This window comes from Acidobacteriota bacterium (genome assembly GCA_040752915.1).
Taxonomy (GTDB): domain Bacteria; phylum Acidobacteriota; class UBA4820; order UBA4820; family DSQY01; genus JBFLVU01.
The window spans coordinates 1-15,585 of record JBFMHB010000031.1 but is presented as its reverse complement, the minus strand read 5'-3'; the positions used below and the strand labels follow the sequence as shown (position 1 = coordinate 15,585).

The window sequence follows — 15,585 nt, the reverse complement described above, 5'->3', positions numbered from 1 at the left end:
CCATGGCCAAAGCCGGGAAACGCCAAGGGTTCGAAAGCCGTTTGAGACAACTCGAGGAGCTGGTGTCCCGCCTCGAAGATGGAAGCCTCCCCCTGGAGGAGAGCCTCGCCCTGTTCGAACGCGGAATCCGCCTCAGCCGCGATCTGGAGGCGGAACTCCAGTCCGCGAGCCTTCGCGTGACGCGCCTCCTCGAGGGCGACCCGCCCAAGGAGTCCCCCCTGGACCCGGACTCCGTTCTGTCCGGGCTTCCCACCCGGACGGATCGAGAGGAGCCATGATTCCCGGAACCTTTTCCCGCTGGGCTCCCCTCGTCGACGAAGCGCTGGACCGCGTTCTTCCCCCCGCCGGCGCGGAACCGCGGGAGCTTCACGAGGCCATGCGGTACAGCGTGTTCGCGGGCGGCAAGCGCATGCGACCGATCCTTGCCCTGTGCGCCTATACGGCCGCCGGCGGCGCCAGACCGGAGGCCGTCCTTCCCGCCGCGGCGGGGCTGGAACTGCTCCACACCTACAGCCTGATTCATGACGACCTTCCGTCCATGGACGACGACGACCTGCGCCGGGGAAAGCCCACGTGCCACAAGGCTTTCGGCGAAGCCACGGCCATCTTGGCGGGCGACGCCCTCCAGACCCTCGGGGCGTACCTTCTCTGCGAGGAACCCAGGGGGGCCCAGTGGACGGCCAGAAGGAACCGGGTGAGCCGAACCGTCCTGAAGTCCCTCGGATCGTTGGGGATGGCCGGCGGCCAGACCCTGGATCTCCGCCTCACGGGGGCCGGGGCCGGGGCGGACGCCCAGACCCTGGAAACCATCCACAGGCTGAAGACGGGGGCCTTCCTCGAGGCGTGCCTCCTCGCCGGGGCGATATGGGCGGGCGCCCGCGCCGATGTGCGGCGCTCCCTCCTGCGGTACGGGCGGGCCGTCGGTCTCGCCTTCCAGATCGTGGACGACATTCTGGACGCAACGGAAAGCACCGAGAGTCTGGGCAAGACGGCTGGCAAGGACGCCGCCCAGGGAAAGGCCACCTTCCCCGCTCTCTGGGGGCTGGAAGCCTCCCGGAGGAGGGCCCAGGATCTTCTTTCCGAAGCCCTGCGGTCGGTCGCGGACCTCGGTCCCTCCAGCCAGGACCTGAGAGAAATCGCTCATTTCATCGTGAATCGGAGCCGATGACCCTCCGCGCGGATCTCCTCCTGGTGCGCCTGGGGCTGGCGCCGACCCGCGAAAAGGCCCAGGCCATGCTCATGGCCGGGGTGGTCTTCCTCGAAGGCCGAAGGGTGGAAAAGCCGGGGCAGAAGCTCCCCGAGGACTCCATGCTGGAAATCCGCGGCAGGGCATGCCCCTACGTGAGCCGGGGCGGCTTGAAGATGGAGGGGGCCCTGGACGGCCTGGCCCTGGATGTCCGCGGCCTGGTTTGCGCCGATCTCGGCGCCTCCACCGGCGGATTCACCGATTGCCTCCTCCAGCGAGGAGCCGCACGGGTCTACGCGGTGGACGTCGGACGGGGACAACTGCACGAATCCCTCCGCTGCGACCCGAGGGTCCGCGCCTTCGAGGGGGTCAACGCCCGAAGCCTCCCCAGGGACTTCTTCCCTGAAGTCGTGGACCTCGTGGTGGTGGACGCGTCCTTCATATCGCTCAGGCTTCTTCTTCCCTCGATCCTCCTCAGCGCCCCCTCCGCCCGTGTCCTGGCCCTCGTGAAGCCCCAATTCGAGGCGGGTCGCCGGGAGGTGGGGAAGGGCGGCGTGGTCCGGGACCCCGCCGTCCGGGCTCGGGCCGTCGCCGGCGTTGTGGAACACGCGGCCAGACTGGGCTATACTCTGGCCGCCGCCGTGGAGTCGACCGTGAAGGGCCCGAAAGGAAATCTCGAGACCTTTATCCTGCTTCTGCCTCCGGGGGAGGTGTCGCCTTGACCGGGCGGCGGGTCCCCAGGGTCGCCGTGGCCGCCAAGCCGCAACCCGCAGGCCGCTTGCCCCTGCTGGACCGCCTCCTGGCCCACCTCGCCCGGCTCGGAGCAGAGGTGATCCTCGACGAGGAGGCCTCCAAGCTCGCTCACAAGCCCCATCTCCGGGTCCTTCCCCGGGCCGATATCCCCGGGGAGGCGGACCTGGTCGTGGTCCTGGGCGGAGACGGCACGCTCCTGTCGGTGGCCAGGCATTCGGGACGCCGCGGCGCCCCCATCCTCGGCGTAAACCTCGGCAATCTGGGGTTCCTCACCGAGGTGAGCGCCTCCGAGATGATCGCGGCCGTGGACTCCTGCCTATCGGGAAAGGCGAGCGTGGAGCGCAGGATGATGCTGCGCGCCGAGCTTCGGCGGAAGGGAAAAACCCGCGCCGTCTTCCACTGCCTGAACGACGTGGTCGTGGCCAAGACCGCCCTGGCCCGCATGATCGATATCCGCGTGGACGTGGGAGGGGGTCTGCTCACGACCATGCGAAGCGATGGGATCATCGTGGCTACCCCCACGGGCTCCACCGCCTACAACCTCTCGGCGGGAGGCCCCATCGTCACTCCTGGGATGGACGGCATCCTCATCACGCCCCTCTGCCCGCACACGCTGACCATGCGTCCCCTCGTCGTGGGCGGCGCATCCAGAATCGACGTGGAGCTGACCGGCGAGTCGGGTCCCGTGTTTCTCACGGCGGACGGCCAGGAGGGTCACCCCGTGGAGAGGGGGGACCGCATCGTCGTGCACCGGGCCCCTCATTCGGTTCGCCTCGTGACGAACGGCGGGCGCTCCTATTTCTCCCTCCTGAGGGAGAAGCTGGGCTGGGGTGCCCAGCCCTCCGGTCCCGACCCGGAATCTCCCGGCCTTGTCCGAACCCCCCGTGGGGGGTAAACTCACTTCGTCTGCTAGGAGGTCTCGCGATGAAAGGTTTCCGCACCGTTCTGTCCGCCCTAATCCTTGTCGGGGGGGTGATCGCCGGAACCGCCGCGATCGCCCAGGAAGCGAATCCGACCAAGATTACCGAGCCCCTCCCGCCTCAGTCCGAGATCCAATCGCCGCGGCAAGAGAAACCCGCTCCCGCGGAGTCGGGTCAGGCCCCGGCGGTGGATCCCCCCGAGGCCGTGGTGCCCGAGATGACCTTCGACGCCGGCACGGTGAGCCGCGGTTCGGTCATCAAGCACGACTTCGTCATCGAGAACCGGGGCAGGGGGCCTCTGGAGATCTCCCGGGTCCACGCCGCGTGCGGATGCACGGTGACGGAATACGACCGAAAGATCGAGCCCGGGAAAACGGGCAAGATCACGGCCAGCGTCAGCACGGCCGCCTTCTCGGGCCCCATCCACAAGACCATCAACGTCGTCACCTCCGACCCGAAGCTCTCGAACTTTCAGCTGGGCGTGAAGGCCGTGGTGAAGTCCATCCTGAGCGTCCAGCCCTCGGAGAACCAGCAGCTCGGCCTCGTGTACAAGGGGCAATCCCAGGAAAAGACCTTCACGATCGCATCGGAGGACGGGACGCCCTTCGAGGTCACATCCGTCCAGGCCGACGACGCCGCCCTCCAATGGGACATCAAGATGGCGGAGGACAAGAAATCCGCGACCTTCAAGGTGGTCCTGCCCGCCGACCACGCCGTCGGGCCCATCAACGGGCGCTTCGTCTTGGCGACCTCTCACCCCAAGGTGGACAAGCTCAACCTGAACCTCTTCGGCACCATCCGCGATCCCCTCACGGTGTATCCCCCCCAGGTGGTTTACTCGGGCCTGAACCACAGCTACGTGAACGAGCACCCGGAGGACATCAACCTGAACAAGACCGTCACGGTGGCTTTCGAGATGGGACCGGAGCTGCAGATCCACAACGTCACGTCGAACCTGAAGAACCTGACGTCCGAGGTCCAGACCATCACGCCCAACCAGCGCTACAGCGTCAAGTTGAAGCTCGTGCCGCCCCTGGAAGTCGGGAACCTCGACGGCGCCCTCACGATCGATACCAGCAAGGGCCCCATCACCGTTCCGATCCGGGGGAAGATCTTTTAAAGAGCCATTCCGGGCAAGAAGCGAGAGCCGGGGGCTCCAGGCCCCCGGCTTTCCGTTTTGGCACGTCTCGGCCGGATCAGCCGACCTTTTCTCGGTAGCTGCCGTCCCGGGTATCGACCACGATGCGGTCCCCCGGATTGAGATGGAAGGGCACGCTGACCACGGCCCCCGTGTTGCACCGGGCCGGCTTGCCCCCGGAAACGGTGTCGCCCTTGAACCCGGGGTCCGTCTCCTCGATCGTGAGGGTCACGAAGTTCGGAAGGTCCACGCCCAGAGGTTCTCCGTCGTGGAGGAGGACGCTGATTTCCAGGTTCTCCGTGAGGTACTTGACGGCGTCGCCGAGAACGTCCTGCGGGATGACGATCTGCTCGAAGGTCGTCTGGTCCATGAAATGGTAGTCGGCGCCTTCCTTGTAGAGGAACTGCATGCGGCTTTCCTGCGTCTCGGCCGTCTCGACCTTGTCCCCCGCCTTGACGGTTTTCTCGAGAACCTGGCCGGTCCTGAGGTTCCGCACCTTGGCGCGCGTGAAGGCCGAGCCCTTCCCCGGCTTCACGTGGTCCGCGTCCACGACCTCGTACGCGTCGCCGTCGATGAGCAGTTTGACGCCCTTGCGGATCTGGTTGCTGGTGATCACACCCATGGGGTTCCCTCCGAACCCTTATTTTAGGACGTTTTGAAACTCGTGCGCAAGTCGCTGGATGGCGAACCGGGCCCGGCCGGTGGCCGTAGCGGGGTCCGTGACCACGAGGATGAAGAGACCCTCCGACAGGGAGCACAAGAGGATGTTCTCCGCCTCGGTCCGAATCACCACCTCCCGGATGGGGCCCATCGCGATCTCCCCCCGAAGGCGCCTCAAGGTCTTCAAGACCCCGTTCATTTCCGCGCTCAGCACCTCGTGGGGCAGGTCCTCCAAGACGAACCGGTCCACTTCGATGCCGTCGTCTCCCACCACGGCCACCGCCCGAAAGCCCGGGAGGTCCTCGCGCAGTTTCTTGAACAGGGGGCTAAACATGGGAGGCCTCCCTCACCCGGGTGAGCCAGTTCTGCAGCACGGCGATCCTTTTCTGCCGGACGGCCTTGCGCACGTCCTCCTCCTGGACGGCCGGGGCTTCGGGGACCTCCCCCGCCATCCTCCGCTTGAGTCCCCGGATCCGCTCCCGAACGTCGGCGTTGTCCGGCTCCTTGAGCAGGATCCGCTGGTAGACCTCCACCGCCTTTTCCGGGTATCCCTGGCTCTCGTACAACTGGGCCAGGGTGACCGTGCTGAAGGCCGGCCCGGGAACGGACGGATCGGGTTCCGGTGAAAGGCCCAGTCCGTCTGGACTGTCCGGAGGCGTGGGGGCTTCCTGGGTGTCGTCGCCCTCCTGGAGGGTCTCCACCCGGTCCGTGTCCTCCCCGGGCGGGTTTTCGACAAGGGCCTCGCGCTCACAGGATTCCGGCTCGGGGGCCACGTCGGCCCAGGATTCCGCCTGCTCTGAAAGCGGAGCCACCTCCACGGAGGGCGTGGGCTCGGAGGGTAGGACTTCCAGGAGGTCGCTCTCCTGACCTCCTTCGCTACCCCAATCCTCCGGCTTCGATACCTCTTCGAACACCTGGGCGCCGACCGGTTCCGTCGCGGTTTGAGCCTCCGCCTGGAGCCCGACCTCCACGGCCGGTTCCTCGGAAACGGCGGGGGAGAGCGACTCCCGGGCCTCCCCATCGGCCGCAGGGACGGATTCGGCGGGCGGCTCCTCCAGAGGCGGCCCCGGGGCTTCCTCGCCGGCCGCAGGGGCGGATTCCGCGGCCGTCTCTTCCGGAGCAGGCGTCTCGGCGGCCAGCTCCTGAATCCGCTCCGCCACGTTGGCCCTTCCGGGGTCAAAGAGGTCCACGACTTGGTAGTGGCGAAGGGCGCGGGCCTTGTCCCCCAGGGAGTAGTACAGGTCCGCCGCGAGGTGGTTGGCGGGGATGTTGTCCGGGAGGGCCAGAAGGACCCGCTCCACCTGCACCCTCGCCTCGTCGAAGCGGCCCTTGGCGAGAAAGATCTGGGCCAGCAGATTCCGGGCCTGCCACTGGTTCGGGTTCAGTTGGAGGCCCTTTTCGCAGAGGACCACGGCTTCTTCGATACGGCCGAGCCGCTGGTACTCCCGCGCCAACTCGTAGAACCGGCGCATCTTCGGATCGCGCTGGACCTCGGATTCGAGTTCGGCGGGTCCGCTCGCCATCAGAAATTCCCGATGGTCAGGATGTGACTGGTCTGGAGCACCTTTCGCGCGCCGTCCTTGTTCCGGTGTGCGTGGAACGTCAGCCGGACCTTCACCCGGGCCGTGTCGGAGGTGCCCACGAAGCCCTGGGCGTAGTCCTGCAAGAAGGAGTCGCTGATGACCGTGACGGCGATCCGATTGACCGTGTTGGGGCTGACGCGCGTCTTGGGCCGGGTGGTCTCGTCCTCGGGGAGCCGCTGCAGGTGGCCCCCCGGATCGCTCACCAGCACGTAGTGCGTATCAACCCGGTCCACGGTCCAGGCGTCCGAGCCGACCAGGGACAGGTTCGGATCGCCGATCCGGATCTGAAAAAGGAAATAGGCGATATGGGAAAGGGGCGGATTCACGCCAACATTCGTGCTGGGAGGATCCGCCCCTTTCAGCACCAGGTCCGATTCAGGTTCCAGGTTCTTGTCCGACCCACACCCCATCAGGAAAAGCGCGGCGAGGGCCAAGGATGCGAATGCGAGCAGAGGGAACCTTTTTTTTTTCATGCGCTCCTACCTGACGATCTTGGGCGTGAGGAAGATCAGGAGTTCGTCGTTCGTCCGGGTCTTCGTGCGGTTCTTGAACAGCCAGCCCAGGACCGGGATCTTGGAGAGGAAGGGAAGGCCGTTCTGGGAGATGCCCTCGTTGGTCACGAACACGCCGCCGATGACCGCCGTCTGACCGTCGCGCACCTTCAGCACGGTCTTGGCCTCCTTCTTGATGATCGGGGGCGGGTTGCCCGGTTCGGCGTTGGCGAAGTCCACCGAGTCATTGGTGATGTCCACGGTCATATTCACGTTCCCGTCGGCGCTGATCTGGGGCGTCACGTCCAGCTTGAGGGTCGCATTGACGAAAATGACCGAGATCTTGTCGGTGGTGGCCACCCGGATGGGGATCTGTCGGCCGGACTCGATGGTGGCCTTCTCGTTGTCCTGAGTGACCACGCGGGGGGCGGACAAAACACGCGCGCGCCCCGTGTTCTCGAGGGCGGCGAGCCGGACGTCCAGGAAGAACGACCCGGTGATGTTCCCCAGAACGAGGTCGATGAAGCCGTTGGACGCCGTGGGGGGGAGGGTCACGGCGAAGTCGCCCGTGCCGAAGTTGGGCCATCCGGACTGGTTCTTGAAGTTGTGCAGGGAGTAGATGTTGGAGGAAGCGGAACCGGTGGTGCCGCCCCGCGTTGTGACCGTGTTGCCCGAGGCGTCCATCCCCGTGTACCAGTTGCCGCTCCAGGTGATTCCGAAACTCTGGGTCCAGGTGACGTTCGATTCGACGATCCGGGCCTCGATGAGGACCTGCGGCGTGGCCGTGTCCAGGGAGTCGATCAGCTTGACCAGGCCCGCCTTCTTGGAGGGAACTTCCTGGATGATCAGGGTGTTCGTCCGCTCGTCGATGATGATGGAGCCCCGCTCGCTCAGGAAACGCTGGGCGATGCCCTCCATGCGCTGGGCCTTTGCGTAGGACAGCCTCTTGGTGAAGGTGATGGGGTCCTCCGCCAGCAGCTTCTCTTTCTGCATCCGCTGCTGCTCGGCGAACTTCCGGGCAATCTCGGAGGCCGGGGCCACCCAGATCACGTTGTTCTCGTACACGTAGTCCAGGCCGTTGTTTTTCAGGACGATGTCCATGGCCTGGTCCCAAGGGACGTTCTCGAGGTCCACCGTGACCTTGCCCTGAACCGAGGGGTGGACGACGAAGTTGAGTTTGGAGATGTCGTGGAAGACGCGCATCACGTCCTTCACGTCCGCGTCCTTGAGGCTCATGGAGATGGGCTCGCCGGAATACTTCATACCTCCGCCGGAGATGGTCTTCTCCTTGAAGGAGAGGGGGACGCCTCCGGCTACGAGGGTCTTGCCCTCGGCGGGCGAGGCCGTGGCGTCCTCCGCCACGAACAGGTCCTCGTATCCCTTGAACTCCCGGCTGGAGCCGGGGCTGATGGGGGAGAGATCCACTTTGACGTCGTCGAGGGTCTCCGCGGCCGGTTCGGTGGGAGCCTGGGCCATCTCCGCGACAGGCGGCGGGGAGGCGGAGACCGGTTCCGCCGGTGCCGTCTCGGAGGAAACCGGCTGGGCGGCCGGTTCAGACGCGGGAGGCGCCTCGGCCTTCGGCGGGGCGGCGGCCGCTTCGGGGGCGGCATCGAGGGCCATTTCGTCCAGGACCACCCGCACCACCGGTCCATCCGCGCTGACCGCCACGGGCTTGAGCGGCTTCTTCATGTCCAGGACCACCCGGGTCACCAGAGGACTCGCCTGAAGGAGGGCCACCCGCACCTTCTCGATGTCCCCTGCCCCGGGGATCTGCCCCGGAACCTTGCCCCGCTGGATCCCATAAAGATCCACCACGATCCGGTCCGGTCCGCCCATGGTGAAGTACTTGAACTTGGCTGTTCCGTCCGACTCGATGCCCACGGACGAGCCGTCCTGGGCAACCCGCACACCCATGAGGCGCGTGCCCTCGCGGACCGGTTCGGCCGGAGGCGCCGGAGGAGGCGCCGGGGGGGCGGAGGCCGGGCTCGCGGCGGAGGCGGATTCGGACGCGGCGGACGGGGCCGGCGGAGCCGGAGGGGCCTGATCCGCGCCCACGACCTTCACCATGAGCTTGGTTCCCTCGGTGAAGACCAGGCACTTGGAGAGGTAGGCCTTGTGGATTTCCAGCTTGGCGAGGGCCCTGCCCTTGCCCTGGCTGATGGATTCCACTTTGACGAGACCCACGCCCCCGGACTGCACGTTGAGCGTCTTGGGCAGCCGCGAGATGTCCACGTCCGCCATGTCCACCACGAAGGTCTCGGGATCGTAGTCGTAGTAGGTGTAGTCGATGATGGGGTAGGTCCCCACCACGCCCACCACGACTTGGCCGTCCTGGGACTGGCTGAAGAGGTCGCTGAGGACGTTCAGCTCGGTGGACGCCGTGTCCGCCGCCAGAACGGCCATCCCGGCGAGGAGACCGAGAACCGCCGTCATAAGGGCCATGCGCTTGTTCATTGTCCCTCCCCTTCTTGGCTCCGGATCTTGAGAACCAGGTTGCGGAAAGGCTTGATGGCGGTGGGATCGTTCAGCTCCTGCTGGATCGTCACCTCCCCGTTCGTGAAGCTCACGTCGAGGACGATTCCGTCTGCGAAGCGCTCACCCGCCACGGCCTTGTAGGGCTTGCCGTCGGGGCCCTGGAACCAGGCCACGACGGACTTGCTGCTGCCGATGATGGCCTCCAGGGCGCAGGATTCCACCGTGAATCGGGCCAGCCCCGTGGACCCGAACTTCACCTTCACGTCGCCCGCCGCGCCCGCCGCGCCGCGAACGAGGGGCGTGAAGGGATCGCGCTCGGACCTGTGTTTGTACAGGGTCTCGCCCTCCAGGAGCATGTTGTCCTCGGGGACGACCACCGGGCCTCCCGAAGGGGAAGCCTCCGGGGGAGGGGGGACCGGTTCGGCCGGCGCGGGAGACGCCGTCGCCGGCGCGAGGGTCGAGTCCACCCTCTGGAGGGTCTTGACCGGGTTCTGGGCGAGCGCGGAGGCCGAGGCCAGCAGCGCCAGGGCCGACACGCCGAGGAAGATCGTGCCTGGTCTCATGGCTTGTTCTCCAGCCCCTGGAAAGCCTCGGGGTTCTGCATGTAGACGACGGAGTTGAACTTGGCCGTGATGGTCGCCCCCTTGCGCGTGGACGAGGCCATGTCCAGGTTGGTGATGTTCACGATGCGCCGCATGTGGGCGACCTTGTCGAAGAAAAGGGCGAGATCGTGGTAGCCGCCCCCCACCTCGATCCCGTAGGCCTGCTCGGAGTAAAGCTCCCTCTTCGCCACGGGGGTCGGGTTGATCCGCAGGATATTCAGGTTCTGATCCCGCGCGTAGCTCTGAAAGACGCGCAGGAGCTTTCCGGTTTCGGGATCCAACGGGATGATGGACTTGAGGACCTCGAGGTCGCGTCGGATGAGGTCGATCTGCCGGTTCAGCTCATCCACGCGACGCATGGCCTCCTTGCCCTGCTGGATCTGGCCCTCCAGTTCGTCGCGCTGTTGGCGCCGGCTCTGCAAGGTGGTTCTCTGGTCCGCCAGAAACACGAACCAGGTCGCGGGGAAGATGAGCCCGCAGAAAAGGAGGGTGACCACCAACTGGGCCCATTTGGGGAGCTTCGCGAAGCGGTCCATGGGCGCCTCCTCCTATTCCATCCCGCCGGAGTCGTCCGACGCGGGCTTGGACCGGGCCCTCGCGGAGGTCGCCTGAGGCTTCGCCTCCTCGACCTTCGGCTTGAAGCCGCCCGGATGGTAATTCATGCTCAACTTATAACTGTACGTCTCCTCGGCGCCCGACTGCTGTTGCACCTCTCCCAGCTGGACGTTGGCGAATTCAGAGATGGCCACGAGGTTGTCGTAGAGCGTCGAGATGGTCTTGATGCTCTTGGCGGCGCCCGTCAGCTCGATGGTCTGGTTGTTCTGCTTGACGGCGTTGTACCAGGCGCCCTCGGGGAGCACCTCCACGAGGCGGTTCATGAGCTTCACGGGGATGCTCTGCTGGTCCTTGAGCTCTTTGATCTGATCCACCTTGGCGGCGTACTCGGTCTTTTTCTTTTCCAGCTCGGCGACTTTTTCTCGGGCCCCCTCGTACTTCTTCAGCTCCACCTTCTGCCTTTCGATTTCCACGGCGAGACTGTGGTTCTGCATGAGGAGCCAGGCCCCGTACCCGCCGGTGGCCACCACCGTGGCCAGGAGGAGGGCAACGTAGATTCCCCAAGGCGGCGCCTCTTCGGTGGGGCCCGCCACGGCCACCATCGGCGGCCCGCCCGGCCCTCCCCGTTTCGTGCCCCGCCCTTCCCTGAGCAGATTGATTCGGATCATCTAATCCCCCATCTTGCGCAAGGCCAGCCCCACCGCCACGCCGAAGTGCGGGGCCAGGCGAGTCAGGGTGTCCATGGGGAACTCCCGCTCGTCGACCGTCACGTTCTGGAAGGGGTTCATGACCTCCACGGGCACGCCGAAAAACTGACTCAGGTAGCGGTCCAGGTTGGTGACCTGGCTCCCGCCGCCCGCGAGTACGATCTTGTGGATGGTGCCCTCCCCCGTCGTCACCTTGAAGAAGTCGAGGGACTTCTTCAAGTCCGCTCCGAACTCCTCGGTCATGGCGTTGAGGATGGGCGCCGCCTGCTCCGGCCGCACCCCCTGAACGGTCTCGCCCTTCTTGAGGGCTTCGGCCTGGTTGAAGGTGAGGTTGAGCTCACGCTGGAGGGTGTCCGTGTAGTTGTTGCCTCCCGCCTGGATGTCCCTCCAGAACAAGGGGGTGTCTCCCTTCAGGACGCAGATGTTGGTCGTGCTCGCGCCGATGTTCACGAGGGCGGCGACTTCTCCTCCATGGATGGGGTAGTTGATCTCGAAGGCGTTCTGCATGCTGAAGACGTCCAGGTCGAGGACGGTGGCGTTGAGGCCCGCCTGGCCGAGGATGGAGGTGTACTCGGCGATGAGGTCCCGCTTCACGGCCACGAGCAGCACGCTCAGGTTTCCCGTGGCGGGGTCCGTCTCGAGGACCTGGTGATCGATCTTCACCTCCTCGATGTCGAAGGGGATGTACTGTCCGGCTTCCCACTGAATGGCCTCGTTGAGCTCGGCCTCGCTCATCGCCATCATGGAGATGCGTTTCACGATGACCGAGTTGCCGTCCACCGAGGTGGCCACGTTGAAGTTCTTTACCCCTCGGTCGCGCACCAGGCGGCTGATGGCGTCGATCACGGCACCGGAATCCATGATCGTGCCGCCGACGATGGCTTCCGCGGGTAGCTGTTCGATGCCGAAGGCCTTCAATTGGTAGCCTTTGCCCTTGCCCAGATCCTTGAGTTCCACCATCTTCACGGCGGAGGAACCGATATCCAGGCCCAACAGGTTTTTGCTCTTTCCAAAGAACACCTTCGTTTCCCCTTTTGAAAGCGCCTAAAGACCCCCAAACTTAATGCTCTTGTTTAACATATCGAACGAAGAACCGAAAGTCAAGTACAGAATGGCCCTGCCCTTCCCCGTTGGGCAAATTGTAGGACTCCCCGCCGCCGGGGCGCAAGATGGGGAGAGCCGCCCGCGCGGACGAACCCTCCCGGGCCGAACCGCCTTCCGTCCCCGCGCCCTTGGCCCTATCCGACTGATTTTCCTATGGTTGCGCGTCCTTTCCCGGCTCCACCGGGCGGATGCGGGTTCTTGTCAGCCCACCCCCCTGGGTGGTACGGTGTAAGGCGCCACGGAGAATGGACCCCGTGGACTCCAGAAAGGAGCCCCCCATGGCCGATCCCGCCGCCGGTAGGAGCGCGGGGGCCGTCCGCCGCGTCTCGGACCTCCTGAAGGACCAGGATCTTCCGTTCAACCTGGAAGCCGAGAGGGCCCTTCTCGGAGCCGTCCTCCTGACCGATTCGCTCTTCGACGAGGTCCACGAGCAGGTGTCTTCGGAGGACTTCGCCCTCCCTTCCCACCGGAAGATTTACACGACCTTCGAACAGCTTCGGGAGGCCAACCGCCCCATCGACCTCGTCACCGTCACCGAATGGTTACATCACAAGGGGTGGCTGGAGGCCGTGGGCGGGGCCGAATACGTGGCGGATCTCGTCTCGGGCATTCCACGGCTCACCACCCTCTCCCACTACGCCCAGATCATTCGCGGCCGCTCCCTCCTCCGCCAGCTCATCGAACGGGCCAGCGGAATCATCGCCGAGGCCTACTCGTCGCCCCAGGAGCCGCAGGAGGTGTTGGCCCAGGCCGAACAGCGCATCCTGGAGCTCGGCGACCGGACCATCCGGTCGACGCTGCTGCCGCTCCGAACCCTGGCCGGGGAGGCGGCCATCAAGCTCGACGCCCTCTCCAAGCGGGGGGAGCACGTAACGGGCGTGGCCACTCATTTCCAGAAACTCGACGAACTGACGGCCGGCTTCCAGCCCTCGGATTTCATCATCCTCGCGGCCAGGCCCTCCGTCGGCAAGACCGCCCTCGCCCTCTCCATTGCCTACAACGTCGCCAGGAGCGGCAAGTCGGTGGCCTTCTTCAGCCTCGAAATGAGCGCCGAGCAGATTTTCTTCCGCCTCCTCTCCATGGCCAGCGGCCTCGATTTCCAGATGATCCGGACGGGAAAACTGAACAAGGCTCGGCTCGCCGAGGCCGGGATGAAAATGGAGGAGATCGCCGCCCTCCCCATCTACATTGACGACTCCTCCGCCCAGACCATTCTTGAAATGGGGGCCAAGCTGAGGCGCCTGAAGACCTCCCAGGCCCTCGACCTGGTGATCGTGGATTACCTCCAGCTCATCAAGGTCGTGGGAAAGATCGAGAACCGGAACCAGGAGGTGAGCCTCATCTCCCGATCCCTCAAGGCCCTGGCCAAAGACCTGAAGGTCCCCGTGGTCGCTCTTTCCCAGCTCTCCCGGGCCGTGGAGAAGCGCGGGGAAGGGCGGGAGCCCATGCTCTCCGACCTTCGGGATTCGGGCTCCCTCGAACAGGATGCCGACGTGGTCCTCTTTCTCCACAGGCAGGTTTTCGCCCGAGAGGAGGATCAGGACGCGCGCAACCGGGCCAGGCTCCTCATCGCCAAGCAGCGAAACGGCCCCACCGACGACATGGAACTCACCTTCCTTCCCTGGAGGGTCCAGTTCGCGGATTACCTCCCCGAGGCCCCGGAGGGCATGGGTGTCTGAAAGCGACTCCCCCAATCTGCGCCCCACGGTCTTGCGCGTGGACCTGGACGCGCTGTCCCTCAACGCCACCGCACTGAAAACCGCCGGCGGGGGCCGTCCCCTCCTGGCCGTCGTGAAGGCGAACGGGTACGGCTGCGGCGCGGCCCACGTGGCGCGGGCGGCCCTGCGGGGAGGCGCTTCCTGGCTGGGCGTGGCCCTGGCCGAGGAGGGGATCCAGCTTCGCGAGAGGGGGATTGTCGCTCCCATCCTTCTGCTCGGTCCCGTTCCTCCCACGCAGGCGGGTCTGCTCCTGGACCATGGCCTGACCCCCGCCCTCTATTCCCTGTCGTTCCTCCAGGCGCTGGAGGAGGCCGCGGAACGCACCGGCCGGAGCGCCGAGGTCCACCTCAAGCTGGACTCGGGAATGGGCCGCGTGGGCTTTCGTCCAGAGGAGATCCCGGACCTGCTGGGGGCTCTGCGCAGGTCTCCCCGGGTGTCCGTCGCGGGCATCTTCTCCAACCTGGCCAGCGCCGACGACCCGCGGTCCGATCAGACGGCCCACCAGGTCCGCGCGTTCCAGGACATGGTCGAAACCCTCCGCCGGGCCGGCATGGAACCGGCCTGGGTTCACCTGGCCAATTCTTCGGGCCTCCTGGCCCATCCGGACACCCACCTGACCCTGTGCCGTCCGGGGCTCACGCTCTTCGGCCTCCGGCCCTCGGCGGACCTTCCCGACCCGGGGCTGAGACCCGTTCTGTCGTTTTCCACCCGGATCGCTCAGATCAAGCGGGTCCCCCCGGGCACACCCGTGGGATACGGCGCCACCTATGTCACTTCCTCCTCGAAACGCCTGGGAATCCTGCCCGTTGGGTACGGGGACGGACTTCCGAGGGCCCTTGGAAACGTGGGCCACGTCCTCATCGAAGGCGCCGCGTGCCCAATCGTGGGACGGGTATCCATGGACCTCGTGGCGGTGGACCTCGACCCGGCGCCCGGAGCCGTGGAGGGAGGACCGGTCTGCCTGTGGGGCAGCGAGGGGACTTTGAACGCGAGCCCCTGGGACTGGGCCCGGTGGTCCGGGACCATCCCCTACGAGGTGATGACCGGTATTTCTTGTCGGGTGGCCCGCCGCTACGCCGAGGGGGGACGCGAATGGACCGAGTTCCTGCTGAACTCCGGCGGTCCCTTAGCCTGAGGAGCGCGGCGCCGTGAGGCGGAGCCCCGCCGCCAGGAGGACCGCTCCCGCCAGGAGAGCCACCCCCCCCGCCCAGAGCCCATCCCCCATGGCGGGCCCGGCCGCCGGTCCCAGGCGCAATGCCGCCAGGACCATCCCGTTGTGGATTGCGTGGCCCAGGATCGCCAGGGCCAGATTGCCGGTCCGCACCACCACCGCCGCGAGGGAAGCGCCGAGAACGGCCACGGGCAGAAACCGGTAAACCGAGCCGTGGAACAAGGCGAAGGCGGCCCCGGAGAGGAGGCAGGCCGGTAGCTCGGGAATCTCCCTCAGGCTGGCCAGCAGGGCGCCCCGAAACAGGGACTCTTCGCAAATGGCCGGCACCAGTGCGAACACGATCCATTGAACCCCAAGGGGGTAGGAGGAAAGGAGCGCGCGCAGAGCCGCGTCTTCCCCTCCGCCTCCAGGAAGCCTAGAGAGCCACGCGGCCGCCGACAGGGCGAGCAGGGACCCCCCGGCCACGAGGCAGAGGGCCGCTCCCGCCTCCTTCGGCCCGGGACGGCGAAAGGGGAAGGCCAG

Annotated in this window: 17 protein-coding genes; 7 read left to right on the top strand and 10 right to left on the bottom strand. The window is 66.1% G+C overall.

From position 1 onward, the window contains the following. Positions 1 to 2 precede the first annotated feature (2 nt). From xseB to AB1824_07375, 5 genes are read left to right on the top strand one after another with little or no spacing between them, the layout of a single operon-like run. The gene (gene xseB / locus AB1824_07395) at positions 3 to 278 is read left to right on the top strand and encodes an exodeoxyribonuclease VII small subunit (GenBank protein ID MEW5764788.1); all 276 of its coding nucleotides are present in this window, start codon (positions 3 to 5) and stop codon (positions 276 to 278) included. Then, the gene (locus AB1824_07390) at positions 275 to 1,168 is read left to right on the top strand and encodes a polyprenyl synthetase family protein (GenBank protein MEW5764787.1); all 894 of its coding nucleotides are present in this window, start codon (positions 275 to 277) and stop codon (positions 1,166 to 1,168) included. Before xseB ends, AB1824_07390 begins: the two co-directional genes overlap by 4 nt. Next, a complete protein-coding gene (locus AB1824_07385; GenBank protein ID MEW5764786.1) occupies positions 1,165 to 1,908 on the top strand; it encodes a TlyA family RNA methyltransferase in 744 nt (247 codons plus the stop codon). The genes AB1824_07390 and AB1824_07385 overlap by 4 nt, the downstream gene beginning before the upstream one ends. Beyond that, complete coding sequence (locus tag AB1824_07380) at positions 1,905 to 2,834, top strand: NAD(+)/NADH kinase (protein MEW5764785.1); 930 nt, start codon at positions 1,905 to 1,907, stop codon at positions 2,832 to 2,834. The genes AB1824_07385 and AB1824_07380 overlap by 4 nt, the downstream gene beginning before the upstream one ends. Before the next feature lie 29 nt (positions 2,835 to 2,863). Then, positions 2,864 to 3,979 (top strand): DUF1573 domain-containing protein, encoded by a 1,116-nt coding sequence (locus AB1824_07375; GenBank protein MEW5764784.1) that lies wholly within the window; start codon positions 2,864 to 2,866, stop codon positions 3,977 to 3,979. Positions 3,980 to 4,055: 76 nt separating this feature from the next. Here the strand turns inward: AB1824_07375 and efp are convergent, their stop codons facing one another. From efp to pilM, 9 genes are read right to left on the bottom strand one after another with little or no spacing between them, the layout of a single operon-like run. After that, complete coding sequence (efp, locus tag AB1824_07370; protein ID MEW5764783.1) at positions 4,056 to 4,619, bottom strand: elongation factor P; 564 nt, start codon at positions 4,617 to 4,619, stop codon at positions 4,056 to 4,058. Positions 4,620 to 4,637: 18 nt separating this feature from the next. Beyond that, the gene (locus tag AB1824_07365; GenBank protein MEW5764782.1) at positions 4,638 to 4,991 is read right to left on the bottom strand and encodes a roadblock/LC7 domain-containing protein; all 354 of its coding nucleotides are present in this window, start codon (positions 4,989 to 4,991) and stop codon (positions 4,638 to 4,640) included. Continuing rightward, entirely contained in the window at positions 4,984 to 6,180 is a 1,197-nt protein-coding gene (locus tag AB1824_07360; GenBank protein ID MEW5764781.1) for a tetratricopeptide repeat protein, read from the bottom strand. The genes AB1824_07365 and AB1824_07360 overlap by 8 nt, the downstream gene beginning before the upstream one ends. After that, entirely contained in the window at positions 6,180 to 6,713 is a 534-nt protein-coding gene (locus AB1824_07355; GenBank protein MEW5764780.1) for a hypothetical protein, read from the bottom strand. The genes AB1824_07360 and AB1824_07355 overlap by 1 nt, the downstream gene beginning before the upstream one ends. Positions 6,714 to 6,719: 6 nt before the next feature. Continuing rightward, complete coding sequence (pilQ, locus tag AB1824_07350; GenBank protein ID MEW5764779.1) at positions 6,720 to 9,185, bottom strand: type IV pilus secretin PilQ; 2,466 nt, start codon at positions 9,183 to 9,185, stop codon at positions 6,720 to 6,722. Beyond that, the gene (locus AB1824_07345) at positions 9,182 to 9,769 is read right to left on the bottom strand and encodes a hypothetical protein (GenBank protein ID MEW5764778.1); all 588 of its coding nucleotides are present in this window, start codon (positions 9,767 to 9,769) and stop codon (positions 9,182 to 9,184) included. Before AB1824_07345 ends, pilQ begins: the two co-directional genes overlap by 4 nt. Then, positions 9,766 to 10,344 carry a type 4a pilus biogenesis protein PilO gene (pilO, locus tag AB1824_07340; GenBank protein ID MEW5764777.1) on the bottom strand — a complete coding sequence of 193 codons (579 nt, stop codon included), beginning with the start codon at positions 10,342 to 10,344 and terminating at the stop codon, positions 9,766 to 9,768. The genes AB1824_07345 and pilO overlap by 4 nt, the downstream gene beginning before the upstream one ends. Positions 10,345 to 10,356: 12 nt before the next feature. Beyond that, on the bottom strand, positions 10,357 to 11,031 hold the full coding sequence (locus AB1824_07335) for a PilN domain-containing protein (protein MEW5764776.1): 675 nt from the start codon (positions 11,029 to 11,031) through the stop codon (positions 10,357 to 10,359). Beyond that, the gene (gene pilM / locus AB1824_07330; GenBank protein ID MEW5764775.1) at positions 11,032 to 12,090 is read right to left on the bottom strand and encodes a type IV pilus assembly protein PilM; all 1,059 of its coding nucleotides are present in this window, start codon (positions 12,088 to 12,090) and stop codon (positions 11,032 to 11,034) included. Positions 12,091 to 12,452: 362 nt separating this feature from the next. On the opposite strand from pilM, the gene dnaB reads away from it, so the two are divergent. Together dnaB and alr are read left to right on the top strand one after the other, a co-directional pair. Beyond that, positions 12,453 to 13,853 carry a replicative DNA helicase gene (gene dnaB, locus AB1824_07325; GenBank protein MEW5764774.1) on the top strand — a complete coding sequence of 467 codons (1,401 nt, stop codon included), beginning with the start codon at positions 12,453 to 12,455 and terminating at the stop codon, positions 13,851 to 13,853. Continuing rightward, on the top strand, positions 13,846 to 15,027 hold the full coding sequence (gene alr / locus AB1824_07320; protein ID MEW5764773.1) for an alanine racemase: 1,182 nt from the start codon (positions 13,846 to 13,848) through the stop codon (positions 15,025 to 15,027). The genes dnaB and alr overlap by 8 nt, the downstream gene beginning before the upstream one ends. Here the strand turns inward: alr and AB1824_07315 are convergent. Beyond that, positions 15,019 to 15,585, bottom strand: a 567-nt coding sequence (locus tag AB1824_07315) for a CPBP family intramembrane glutamic endopeptidase (protein MEW5764772.1), incomplete at its 5' end; no start/stop codon positions are given. The genes alr and AB1824_07315 overlap by 9 nt on opposite strands.